Here is an 11,698-nt window from a genome sequence, read left to right as displayed (position 1 = left end):
GTCACCGGTCAGGATGACACCGTTAAACAGGATAGATGACGAGGAGCTTAAATGAATCAGATTCCGATGACGTTAAGAGGCGCTGAAAGATTGCGCGAAGAGCTGAACGAGCTGAAAACCGTGAAGCGTCCGCGCATTATTGCCTCTATCGCTGACGCGCGCGAGCATGGCGACCTGAAAGAGAATGCGGAATACCATGCCGCACGTGAAGAACAGGGTTTCTGTGAAGGCCGCATTCAGGAGATTGAAGCCAAACTCTCCAATGCGCAGGTCATTGACGTGACCCAGATGCCAAAAACCGGCCGCGTGATTTTCGGCGCGACGGTTACCGTGCTGAATATCGAGACCGATGAAGAGTCGACCTATCGTATCGTGGGTGATGACGAAGCGGATTTTAAGCAAAATCTGATTTCGGTCAATTCACCGATGGCACGTGGCCTGGTGGGTAAAGAGGCTGATGATGTGGCCATTATCAAAACCCCTGGCGGCGATGTTGAATATGAAATCCTGAAGGTGGAATACCTTTAAGATGTTGCTACGCTTTGAAAAGCGTTAAAGCACAATGTAAAGAAAGGAAAAAGGCCGCATTGCGGCCTTTTATCTGAGGTAAGAGCATGGCACTTTCTTTGCCCACTTAACGTGGCAGAGAAATTTTGCTCTCTTTAGAAGGGCGATACAGCACCAGCGTTTTGCCGATCACCTGTACGTTGCTGGCGCCGGTTTCACGCACGATAGCCTCAACGATCAGCTGCTTTGTTTCACGATCTTCTGAGGCAATTTTCACCTTGATCAGTTCGTGATGGGCCAGAGCCTGCTCGATTTCGGCCAGCACGCCTTCGGTCAGGCCATTACCACCCAGCATAACCACTGGCTTGAGCGGATGGGCGAGGCCCTTGAGGTGCTGTTTTTGTTTGGTACTTAGATTCATCGTAGTTTTTTACTTACTCAGGGATTGAAAACGGTTCATTCTACCGCCATCTCGGGTATATCACCAAATCGACGCAACCCATTGCGTGCAGGTTTATCGCTACGATGACGATTTAGTTGGAAATATTATGACGGGTAAAAAGCGTTCGGCCAGCTCCAGCCGCTGGCTCCAGGAACACTTTAGCGATAAATATGTGCTTCAGGCGCAGAAAAAAGGGTTGCGTTCGCGCGCCTGGTTTAAACTTGATGAAATACAACAGGGTGACAAGCTTTTCAAACCCGGCATGACCGTGGTAGATCTGGGTGCTGCACCCGGTGGCTGGTCACAATATGTGGTACAGCAAATTGGGAACAAAGGGCGCGTTATTGCCTGTGATATCCTGCCTATGGATCCGATTGTCGGTGTCGATTTCCTTCAGGGCGATTTTCGTGAAGAATCGGTGATCAATGCGCTGCTTGAGCGCGTCGGCGATCAGAAAGTTCAGGTTGTCATGTCCGATATGGCACCGAACATGAGTGGTACACCTGCCGTAGATATTCCCCGGTCGATGTATTTAGTCGAGCTGGCGCTGGAAATGTGTCGGGATATCCTGGCACCTGGCGGCAGCTTTGTAGTGAAAGTGTTTCAGGGAGATGGCTTCGATGAATACCTGCGGGAAATTCGCTCCCTGTTTACGAAAGTGAAAATTCGTAAGCCGGACGCTTCACGGTCACGTTCACGTGAAGTGTACATTGTGGCGACTGGGCGCAAACTATAACCAAATTGCTGGAGAAGTCCGCAGTTTTGCTGCGATTCCATGTATGAAGGATCTATAGTACCCTACGCTATCTGTTAACACCGTTGTAATATGAGGTTAATCCCTTGAGTGACATGGCGAAAAACCTGATTCTCTGGTTAGTCATCGCGGTCGTGCTGATGTCAGTATTCCAGAGCTTTGGGCCCAGCGAGTCGAATGGCCGTAGGGTTGATTATTCAACCTTCCTGTCGGAAGTGAACCAGGATCAGGTCCGCGAGGCACGTATTAACGGGCGTGAAATTAACGTTATTAAAAAAGACAGCAATAAATATACCACCTACATTCCTGTCAATGATCCCAAGTTGCTCGATAACCTCTTGACCAAAAACGTCAAAGTGGTTGGCGAACCACCGGAAGAGCCAAGCCTGCTGGCCTCGATCTTCATTTCGTGGTTCCCGATGCTGCTGCTGATCGGTGTGTGGATCTTCTTTATGCGTCAAATGCAGGGCGGCGGCGGCAAGGGCGCGATGTCCTTCGGCAAGAGCAAAGCCCGCATGCTGACGGAAGACCAGATTAAAACCACTTTCGCCGACGTTGCCGGGTGTGACGAAGCGAAAGAGGAAGTCGCCGAGCTGGTGGAATATCTGCGTGAACCGAGCCGCTTCCAGAAGCTGGGCGGTAAGATTCCGAAAGGCGTGCTGATGGTCGGTCCTCCGGGTACCGGTAAAACCCTGCTGGCGAAAGCAATTGCCGGTGAAGCGAAGGTGCCTTTCTTTACCATCTCCGGTTCTGACTTCGTTGAAATGTTTGTCGGTGTCGGCGCATCCCGTGTGCGTGACATGTTCGAACAGGCCAAAAAAGCCGCGCCGTGCATCATCTTTATCGATGAGATCGATGCGGTAGGCCGTCAGCGTGGTGCAGGTTTAGGCGGTGGTCATGATGAACGTGAGCAGACGCTGAACCAGATGCTGGTTGAGATGGATGGTTTCGAAGGTAACGAAGGCATTATCGTTATCGCCGCAACTAACCGTCCTGACGTGCTTGACCCGGCGCTGCTGCGTCCAGGCCGCTTCGACCGTCAGGTTGTGGTGGGCTTGCCAGACGTACGTGGCCGTGAGCAGATTCTGAAAGTGCATATGCGCCGTGTGCCGCTGGCGACCGATATCGATGCAGCAATCATTGCGCGTGGTACGCCGGGCTTCTCCGGTGCTGACCTGGCTAACCTTGTCAACGAAGCGGCGCTGTTTGCTGCCCGTTCGAACAAGCGTGTGGTGTCGATGGTTGAGTTTGAGAAAGCGAAAGACAAAATCATGATGGGTGCGGAACGTCGCTCCATGGTGATGACGGAAGCGCAGAAAGAGTCAACCGCGTATCACGAAGCAGGCCATGCCATTATCGGACGCCTGGTGCCAGAGCACGATCCGGTGCACAAAGTGACCATCATTCCGCGCGGTCGTGCGCTGGGTGTGACCTTCTTCCTGCCTGAAGGCGACGCGATCAGCGCCAGCCGTCAGAAACTGGAAAGCCAGATTTCAACGCTGTACGGCGGTCGTCTGGCCGAAGAGATCATCTACGGTGCGGAACGTGTTTCTACCGGTGCGTCGAACGACATCAAAGTCGCGACTAACCTGGCGCGTAACATGGTGACGCAGTGGGGCTTCTCAGAGAAACTGGGTCCACTGCTGTATGCTGAAGAAGAGGGTGAAGTGTTCCTTGGACGTTCCGTCGCGAAAGCGAAACATATGTCCGATGAAACCGCCCGCATTATCGACCAGGAAGTTAAACACCTGATCGACAGCAACTACCAGCGTGCTCGCCGCATTCTGGGTGAGAACATGGACATCCTTCACGCGATGAAAGACGCGCTGATGAAGTATGAAACCATTGATGCACCACAGATCGACGACCTGATGGCGCGCCGCGAAGTGCGTCCGCCAGCGGGCTGGGAAGACCCAGGCAGCAGCAACTCTGACAGCAACGGCACGCCAAAGGCGCCGCGTCCGGTCGATGAACCGCGTACGCCAAACCCAGGCAACACCATGTCAGAGCAGTTCGATAAATAAGACGTCACCTCGTCAGACAAAACCCCGGCTGGTCCGGGGTTTTTTACATCCAGATATTGATCAGCAAGGAGTGATTCGCCATGAAGTTGTTCGCCGGTGATTCCCATCTCGATTTATCCTTTCCCCATGTGATGGGTATTTTAAATGTCACGCCCGACTCCTTTTCCGATGGCGGTAAACATAACGCGCTGGTCGATGCGCTGACGCACACCAATGAGATGGTCAATGCTGGCGCGACCATCATCGATGTCGGCGGTGAATCGACCCGTCCGGGGGCAGATGAGGTCAGCGTCGAGCAGGAGCTGGAGCGCGTCATTCCGGTGGTCGAAGCGATTGCCCAGCGTTTCGAGGTCTGGATCTCGGTTGATACCTCCAAAGCTGAGGTGATTCGTGAATCAGCGCGAGTGGGTGCTCACATCATTAATGACGTTCGCTCGCTCTCCGAGCCAGGTGCGCTGGAAGCTGCCGCTGCGACCGATCTGCCGGTCTGTTTAATGCATATGCAGGGCGAACCCCGCACCATGCAGCAGGCGCCGCACTATGAAAACATCCTGAGCGAAGTGGACACTTACTTCGCACAGCAGATTGCGCGTTGCGAAGCGGCAGGAATCAAAAAAGAGCGGCTGATACTCGACCCGGGCTTCGGTTTCGGTAAAAATCTTAGCCACAACTATGAACTGCTGGCTCACCTCAGCGATTTTCACCATTTCGGCCTGCCTCTGCTGGTAGGCATGTCGCGCAAATCGATGATAGGTCAGTTGTTGAATGTCGGTCCGTCACAGCGTTTAACCGGTAGCCTGAGCTGCGCGGTCATTGCTGCCATGCAGGGAGCACAGATTATCCGTGCTCATGATGTTAAAGAGACGGCCGAAGCGATGCGCGTGGTCGAAGCGACCCGAAGAGCAAAAGGAGCATCATGAGTAATCGTAAATATTTCGGTACAGATGGCATTCGTGGCAAAGTCGGTGAAGCGCCAATCACCCCTGATTTCGTCCTGAAGCTGGGCTGGGCCGCAGGGAAAGTGCTGGCGCGTCACGGTTCGAAAAAGATCATTATCGGTAAGGACACGCGCATCTCCGGCTACATGCTGGAGTCAGCCTTAGAAGCCGGTCTGGCTGCCGCTGGCCTGACCGCGGCCTTTACCGGGCCGATGCCGACGCCAGCTATCGCCTATCTGACCCGGACCTTCCGCGCAGAAGCGGGGATCGTGATTTCGGCCTCGCATAATCCGTTCGACGATAACGGCATTAAATTCTTCTCCTCTGAAGGCACCAAGTTGCCGGACGATGTTGAAGAGGCGATCGAACTGGAGATGGAAAAACCGATTACCTGTGTCGAATCCGCCTTGCTGGGCCGTGCCAGCCGTATCGTTGATGCCGCCGGACGCTACATTGAGTTTTGTAAGGGCACTTTTCCCAGCGAGCTTAACCTCAACGGCCTGAAAATCGTGGTCGACTGTGCCAACGGCGCGACCTACCACATTGCACCCAATGTGCTGCGTGAGCTCGGTGCCACGGTCATCGCTATTGCCACTCAGCCAGATGGGATGAACATCAACAAAGAGTGCGGCGCGACCGATCTGAAAATGCTGCAACAGCGGGTGCTGGCGGAAAAAGCGGATATCGGGCTGGCCTATGATGGTGATGGCGATCGCATCATGATGATTGACCACCTGGGCGAAAAGGTCGATGGCGACCAGATTCTCTACATCATCGCGCGTGAAGGGCTACGTCAGGGCCAGCTGCGCGGCGGCGTCGTCGGCACGCTGATGAGCAATATGGGCCTGGAGTTAGCACTGAAGCAGCTCGGTATTCCGTTTGCCAGGGCAAAAGTGGGTGACCGCTATGTGCTGGAGAAGATGCAGGAGAAAGGCTGGCGGCTGGGCGCAGAGAACTCCGGTCATGTGATTCTGCTGGATAAAACCACCACCGGCGACGGTATCGTGGCAAGTTTGCAAGTACTTACTGCGATGGTGCGCAACCACATGAGCCTGCATGACTTGTGCAGCGGCATGAAAATGCTGCCTCAGGTGCTGGTCAACGTGCGTTTTACCGGCGAAGGCGATCCGCTGCAGAGCGAAGCGGTGAAGACCGCAACGGCTGAAGTGGAAAAAGCGCTGGCGGGTCGTGGTCGGGTGTTACTGCGCAAGTCAGGCACTGAACCGTTGATTCGGGTGATGGTGGAAGGCGAAAACGAAGCGCAGGTCACCGAGCTGGCCAACCGGATTGCCGACCAGGTAAAGGCGTTTTAATGCGCTGACAGGCGGTTCGCAGGTTACCGAACCGCCTGTAAAATCACCGGGATGGCGTTTTTTTCTGCAATCGGTTGGGGTGATGAAAATTGCGCTTGCAGAGGTATCCGCCTTTGGTTAGTATTCACACCCGCTTCTGATGGGTGATGACGAGACTCCCCATCAATACTGGTTGAAGCTTTAACTGTACGATTATCGTGCAAGGAACAGGTTGAATATGTACGAAGCTCTTTTAGTTGTTTTCCTTATTGTAGCTATCGCCCTCGTGGGTATGATCATGCTGCAGCAAGGCAAAGGCGCTGATATGGGAGCCTCATTCGGTGCAGGCGCATCCGGTACGCTGTTTGGTTCTACGGGTTCAGGCAATTTCATGACGCGTACTACCGGCATCTTAGCGGCATTGTTCTTCATCATCAGCCTGGTTCTCGGTAACCTGAACAGTAATAAAGCGTCGAAAGGAAGCGAGTGGGAAAATCTTTCTGCGCCGGCGCAGTCTTCTCAACAGACTGAAAAGCCAGCTCAACCGGTTACGCCGGGCAGCGATATTCCTAAGTAAGATCGTCAGCACAACGAATCGTTGTGGTCAGTGAAGTGTCAGAAGCAGTGCCGTGGTGGTGGAATTGGTAGACACGCTACCTTGAGGTGGTAGTGCCCGATTGGGCTTACGGGTTCAAGTCCCGTCCTCGGTACCAAATCTTAGTATTACTTGCATTTTATGCAGGTTTGGCGTATTATTCGCCACGTTTTCGGACGCGGGGTGGAGCAGCCTGGTAGCTCGTCGGGCTCATAACCCGAAGGTCGTCGGTTCAAATCCGGCCCCCGCAACCACTTTCCCTTTGAGTTCTTTTTCAAATATACTGTGTGCATCGACGGACGCATTCACGGCTCATTTTTGAAAGAAAATTCTTTGGATGGAGTCCGGGCCGCATCGCGGCGTACAGGGTCCAGTGATTAAAAGCCCCGAATATTCGGGGTTTTTTGTTATTAGCGAATCGTAATACTGGGCTATAGGCCCTTTTTTTATGTCTTGGGGGTGGGCTTGTCCACATTAGAGCAAAAATTGACAGAGTTGGTATCGGCTCCGGTAGAAGCGCTGGGCTACGAACTGGTTGGAATTGAATTCGTTCGTGGTCGCACATCAACCCTGCGCATCTATATTGATAGTGAAGATGGCATCAATGTCGATGATTGCGCCGATGTCAGCCACCAGGTAAGTGCCGTAATGGATGTGGAAGATCCCATTACCGTGCCTTACAACCTTGAAGTCTCCTCACCGGGACTCGATCGTCCTCTGTTCACTGCAGAACACTATGTCCGTTTTATGGGCGATGAAGTGAGTCTGGTGCTGCGTATGGCCGTTCAGAACCGCCGTAAATGGCAGGGAATCATCAAGTCCGTTGATGGCGAGATGATCACGGTGAACGTTGAGGGTAACGATGAAGTGTTCGCGCTGAGTAATATTCAGAAAGCGAACCTGGTCCCCCACTTTTAAAAGTCCGGATTGAGGCTAACCAGGATGAACAAAGAGATCTTAGCTGTTGTAGAAGCCGTTTCTAACGAAAAAGCCCTGCCGCGTGAGAAAATCTTCGAAGCGCTGGAGAGCGCGCTGGCGACTGCGACCAAGAAAAAGTACGAGCAAGAAATTGACGTACGCGTCAGCATTGATCGCAGAAGTGGCGATTTCGATACGTTCCGCCGTTGGGAAATCGTAGAAGAGGTGACGCAGCCGACGCGCGAGATCACGCTGGATGCGGCCCGCTTCGAAGATGAAGCATTCAATCTGGGCGAATATGTCGAAGATCAGATTGAATCGGTCACTTTTGACCGTATCACCACCCAGACCGCTAAACAGGTTATCGTGCAAAAAGTGCGTGAAGCTGAGCGCGCTATGGTGGTTGATCAGTTCCGTGAGCAGGAAGGCGAAATTATTACTGGCGTGGTGAAGAAAGTTAACCGCGACAATATTTCCCTCGACTTAGGCAGCAATGCCGAAGCCGTGATTCTGCGCGAAGATATGCTGCCGCGTGAAAACTTCCGCCCAGGCGACCGTATTCGTGGCGTGCTCTATTCTGTTCGCCCGGAAGCGCGTGGCGCGCAACTGTTCGTGACGCGTTCCAAACCGGAAATGCTGATTGAACTGTTCCGCATTGAAGTGCCAGAAATTGGCGAAGAAGTGATTGAAATTAAAGCCGCTGCTCGTGATCCGGGCTCGCGCGCTAAAATTGCAGTCAAGACCAACGACAAACGTATCGATCCGGTCGGTGCCTGTGTGGGTATGCGCGGCGCGCGTGTCCAGGCGGTTTCCAGTGAACTGGGTGGCGAGCGTATCGATATCGTGCTGTGGGACGACAACCCGGCGCAGTTTGTTATCAACGCTATGGCGCCGGCTGATGTGGCGTCAATCGTGGTTGATGAAGATAACCACACCATGGATATCGCCGTAGAAGCTGGCAATCTGGCTCAGGCGATCGGCCGTAACGGCCAAAACGTGCGTCTCGCTTCACAGCTGAGTGGCTGGGAGCTGAACGTAATGACCGTCGATGATCTGCAGGCCAAACATCAGGCTGAAGCCCATGCAGCAATCGATATGTTCACCAAACATCTCGACATCGACGAAGAGTTCGCCACCGTACTGGTGGAAGAGGGCTTCTCTTCGCTGGAAGAACTGGCCTACGTGCCAATCAACGAGCTGTTGGAAATTGACGGCCTCGACGAAGAGACCATTGAAGCCCTGCGTGAACGAGCAAAAAATGCGTTAACCACCCTGGCACTGGCGAAAGAAGAGAGCCTTGGTAACCAGCAGCCCGCTGAGGATCTTCTGAATCTTGAAGGTCTGGATCGTGCTCTGGCTTTCCGCCTGGCGTCGAAAGGCGTTTGCACGCTGGAAGATCTCGCTGAGCAAGGTGTTGACGATCTGACGGATATTGAAGGCATGTCTGATGAGCAAGCCGGCGCGCTGATTATGGCCGCCCGTAATATCTGCTGGTTCGGCGATGACGCGTAATAACAGGAAGGAACAGCATGACAGATGTAACCGTAAAATCGCTGGCCGCAGAAATTCAGACTCCGGTCGATCGCCTGGTACAGCAATTTGCTGATGCGGGGATCCCTAAGTCTGAAAATGACGCAGTGACCCAGCACGAGAAAGAAACCTTATTGTCTCACCTGAATCGTGAGCACGGTCAGGTCGGTTCAGCTAAGCTGACGCTGCAGCGTAAAACGCGCAGCACCTTGAATATTCCAGGCACCGGGGGTAAAAGTAAGTCGGTGCAAATCGAAGTCCGCAAAAAGCGCACATACGTGAAAGGTGATGCAGAGTCTGAGCAAGCTCAGGCCGAAGCAGAAGCCGAGGCGCAGCGTGAAGCGGAAGAGCAGGCGCAACGCGAGGCTGAAGAAAAAGCCCGTCGCGAAGCTGAACAGAAAGCGCAACGTGAAGCCGAAGAGAAAGCCAAGCGCGAAGCCGCTGACAAGGCCAAACGTGCAGCAGCGGAAAATGAGAAAGTGACAAATCAACCTACCGACGAAGTGACCAAGGCTGCGCAGTCCGATAAAGCCCGTCGCGAAGCTGAAGCTGCCGAACTGAAGCGTAAAGCTGAAGAAGAAGCCCGCCGTAAGCTTGAAGAGGCTGCCCGCCTCGTAGCAGAAGAAGCCCGCCGTCTGGCCGAAGAGAAATCAGCGGAATGGGAAAAACCGGAAGAAGAAGATAAAGGCGACTATCACGTCACCACTTCCACCCATGCCCGTCAGGCTGAAGATGAAAACGACCGTCAGGTTGAAGCGGGTCGTGCGCGTGCGCGCACCACCGCTAAAGCGGCGCGTCCGGCGAAAAAAGGCAACAAACATTCTGAAGCCAAAACTGACCGTGAAGAAGCGCGTGCGCAGATTCGTGGTGGTAAAGGCGGTAAGCATCGCAAACCAAGCGCCTTGCAGCAGGGCTTTAACAAGCCGGCACAAGCGGTTAACCGCGATGTCGTGATTGGCGAAACCATCACCGTAGCCGAACTGGCGAACAAAATGGCGGTGAAAGGTTCTCTGGTCATCAAAGCGATGATGAAGATGGGCGCTATGGCGACCATCAACCAGGTTATCGATCAGGAAACTGCACAACTCGTTGCCGAAGAGATGGGCCACAAAGTGACCCTGCGTCGTGAAAACGAGCTGGAAGAAGCGGTAATGGACGATCGTGATACCGATGCAGCGCAGGAATCCCGCGCGCCGGTTGTGACCATCATGGGCCACGTCGACCACGGTAAAACCTCCCTGCTGGATTACATCCGCTCAACCAAAATCGCCTCTGGCGAAGCGGGCGGCATTACCCAGCACATCGGTGCTTACCACGTTGAAACCGATAACGGCATGGTCACCTTCCTCGACACCCCAGGCCACGCCGCGTTTACCGCGATGCGTGCACGTGGTGCGCAGGCAACGGACATCGTTATCCTGGTGGTGGCAGCAGACGATGGCGTGATGCCACAGACTGTCGAAGCTATTCAGCACGCCAAAGCGGCCAAAGTGCCGGTTGTGGTTGCGGTGAACAAGTGTGATAAGCCTGAAGCCGATCCGGATCGCGTTAAAAACGAACTGACTCAGTACGGTATCATTCCGGAAGAGTGGGGCGGCGAAAACATGTTCGTTAACGTCTCTGCGAAAGCGGGTACCGGCATTGACGATCTGCTTAACGCTATCCTGCTGCAGGCGGAAGTACTGGAACTGACCGCTATCCGTGAAGGTATGGCGAGCGGCGTGGTGATCGAATCGTTCCTCGACAAAGGTCGTGGTCCGGTGGCAACCGTGCTGGTGCGTGAAGGTACGCTGAACAAAGGCGATATCGTGCTGTGTGGTTTCGAGTATGGCCGCGTTCGTGCTATGCGTGACGAACTGGGTCGCGAAGTCATGGAAGCGGGTCCATCTATCCCGGTTGAGATCCTGGGTCTGTCCGGCGTGCCGGCTGCCGGTGATGAAGCGACCGTGGTCCGTGACGAGAAGAAAGCGCGTGAAGTGGCACTTTATCGTCAGGGCAAATTCCGCGAAGTTAAACTGGCTCGCCAGCAGAAATCTAAGCTGGAGAACATGTTTGCTAACATGACCGAAGGCGAAGTGTCTGAACTGAACATCGTGCTGAAAGCTGACGTTCAGGGTTCTGTGGAAGCGATCTCCGACTCCCTGCTGAAACTCTCCACCGACGAAGTGAAGGTGAAGATTGTCGGTTCAGGCGTGGGCGGGATCACCGAAACCGATGCGACGCTGGCTGCGGCCTCCAACGCCATCCTTCTGGGCTTTAACGTCCGTGCCGATGCCTCTGCGCGTCGCGTCATCGATGCCGAAAGCCTGGATCTGCGCTACTACTCCGTCATCTATAACCTGATTGACGAAGTGAAAGCGGCGATGAGCGGTATGCTGGCACCGGAATACAAACAGCAGATCATTGGTCTGGCTGAAGTCCGCGACGTGTTCAAGTCACCGAAATTCGGTGCCGTGGCAGGTTGTATGGTGACCGAAGGTAACATCAAGCGTCACAATCCAATCCGCGTCCTGCGTGACAACGTGGTGATTTACGAAGGCGAGCTGGAGTCACTCCGTCGCTTTAAAGATGACGTCAACGAAGTGCGTAACGGCATGGAGTGCGGTATCGGCGTGAAGAACTACAACGATGTCCGCGTTGGCGACATGATCGAAGTCTTTGAAGTGATTGAAGTTAAACGCACCATCGCGTAAGTCAC

Annotated in this window: 10 protein-coding genes and 2 tRNA genes; 11 read left to right on the top strand and 1 reads right to left on the bottom strand. The window is 53.9% G+C overall.

Annotated features, from left to right (window positions below; translation table 11 throughout):
• Window positions 1-51 precede the first annotated feature (51 nt).
• Window positions 52-528, top strand: coding sequence for a transcription elongation factor GreA (gene greA / locus WFK59_RS12680; RefSeq protein ID WP_094122267.1), 477 nt, complete (start codon window positions 52-54; stop codon window positions 526-528).
• A 106-nt stretch (window positions 529-634) separates the two neighbouring features.
• Here greA and yhbY read toward each other — a convergent pair whose 3' ends face one another.
• Window positions 635-928: a ribosome assembly RNA-binding protein YhbY gene (gene yhbY, locus WFK59_RS12675; RefSeq protein ID WP_008925418.1), complete on the bottom strand. Its 294-nt coding sequence runs from the start codon at window positions 926-928 to the stop codon at window positions 635-637.
• A gap of 127 nt (window positions 929-1,055) precedes the next feature.
• On the opposite strand from yhbY, the gene rlmE reads away from it, so the two are divergent.
• The 10 genes from rlmE (at window position 1,056) to infB (ending at window position 11,693) form a co-directional block, all read left to right on the top strand.
• Complete coding sequence (gene rlmE, locus WFK59_RS12670; protein ID WP_031375418.1) at window positions 1,056-1,685, top strand: 23S rRNA (uridine(2552)-2'-O)-methyltransferase RlmE; 630 nt, start codon at window positions 1,056-1,058, stop codon at window positions 1,683-1,685.
• Window positions 1,686-1,798: 113 nt separating this feature from the next.
• A complete protein-coding gene (ftsH, locus tag WFK59_RS12665; protein ID WP_094122268.1) occupies window positions 1,799-3,727 on the top strand; it encodes an ATP-dependent zinc metalloprotease FtsH in 1,929 nt (642 codons plus the stop codon).
• Window positions 3,728-3,807: 80 nt separating this feature from the next.
• Complete coding sequence (gene folP, locus WFK59_RS12660) at window positions 3,808-4,647, top strand: dihydropteroate synthase (protein ID WP_336755934.1); 840 nt, start codon at window positions 3,808-3,810, stop codon at window positions 4,645-4,647.
• Window positions 4,644-5,978 (top strand): phosphoglucosamine mutase, encoded by a 1,335-nt coding sequence (gene glmM, locus WFK59_RS12655; RefSeq protein ID WP_336755933.1) that lies wholly within the window; start codon window positions 4,644-4,646, stop codon window positions 5,976-5,978. The genes folP and glmM overlap by 4 nt, the downstream gene beginning before the upstream one ends.
• Window positions 5,979-6,195: 217 nt before the next feature.
• Window positions 6,196-6,534, top strand: coding sequence for a preprotein translocase subunit SecG (secG, locus tag WFK59_RS12650; protein ID WP_233985457.1), 339 nt, complete (start codon window positions 6,196-6,198; stop codon window positions 6,532-6,534).
• 49 nt (window positions 6,535-6,583) lie between these two features.
• Window positions 6,584-6,670: transfer RNA gene (locus tag WFK59_RS12645), tRNA-Leu, on the top strand.
• A 59-nt stretch (window positions 6,671-6,729) separates the two neighbouring features.
• Window positions 6,730-6,806 (top strand) — tRNA-Met (locus WFK59_RS12640).
• Between the two features lie 211 nt (window positions 6,807-7,017).
• Entirely contained in the window at window positions 7,018-7,470 is a 453-nt protein-coding gene (gene rimP / locus WFK59_RS12635) for a ribosome maturation factor RimP (protein ID WP_031375413.1), read from the top strand.
• Window positions 7,471-7,494: 24 nt separating this feature from the next.
• Window positions 7,495-8,982 (top strand): transcription termination factor NusA, encoded by a 1,488-nt coding sequence (gene nusA, locus WFK59_RS12630; RefSeq protein WP_031375412.1) that lies wholly within the window; start codon window positions 7,495-7,497, stop codon window positions 8,980-8,982.
• A 17-nt stretch (window positions 8,983-8,999) separates the two neighbouring features.
• A complete protein-coding gene (gene infB / locus WFK59_RS12625) occupies window positions 9,000-11,693 on the top strand; it encodes a translation initiation factor IF-2 (protein ID WP_233985456.1) in 2,694 nt (897 codons plus the stop codon).
• The last annotated feature ends 5 nt before the right edge of the window (window positions 11,694-11,698 follow it).

This window comes from Pantoea sp. USHLN298 (genome assembly GCF_037149395.1).
Lineage (GTDB): Bacteria > Pseudomonadota > Gammaproteobacteria > Enterobacterales > Enterobacteriaceae > Pantoea > Pantoea astica.
Note: the sequence above shows the minus strand (reverse complement) of the source record. Positions and strands in the feature narration are given on the sequence as shown.

What these genes read in the sequence shown, in the direction of transcription:
- greA (WP_094122267.1), top strand. Translation starts at nt 52, where the DNA reads ATGAATCAGATTCCGATGACGTTAAGAGGCGCTGAAAGATTGCGCGAA.
- yhbY (WP_008925418.1), bottom strand. Translation starts at nt 928, where the DNA reads ATGAATCTAAGTACCAAACAAAAACAGCACCTCAAGGGCCTCGCCCAT.
- rlmE (WP_031375418.1), top strand. Translation starts at nt 1,056, where the DNA reads ATGACGGGTAAAAAGCGTTCGGCCAGCTCCAGCCGCTGGCTCCAGGAA.
- ftsH (WP_094122268.1), top strand. Translation starts at nt 1,799, where the DNA reads ATGGCGAAAAACCTGATTCTCTGGTTAGTCATCGCGGTCGTGCTGATG.
- folP (WP_336755934.1), top strand. Translation starts at nt 3,808, where the DNA reads ATGAAGTTGTTCGCCGGTGATTCCCATCTCGATTTATCCTTTCCCCAT.
- glmM (WP_336755933.1), top strand. Translation starts at nt 4,644, where the DNA reads ATGAGTAATCGTAAATATTTCGGTACAGATGGCATTCGTGGCAAAGTC.
- secG (WP_233985457.1), top strand. Translation starts at nt 6,196, where the DNA reads ATGTACGAAGCTCTTTTAGTTGTTTTCCTTATTGTAGCTATCGCCCTC.
- nusA (WP_031375412.1), top strand. Translation starts at nt 7,495, where the DNA reads ATGAACAAAGAGATCTTAGCTGTTGTAGAAGCCGTTTCTAACGAAAAA.
- infB (WP_233985456.1), top strand. Translation starts at nt 9,000, where the DNA reads ATGACAGATGTAACCGTAAAATCGCTGGCCGCAGAAATTCAGACTCCG.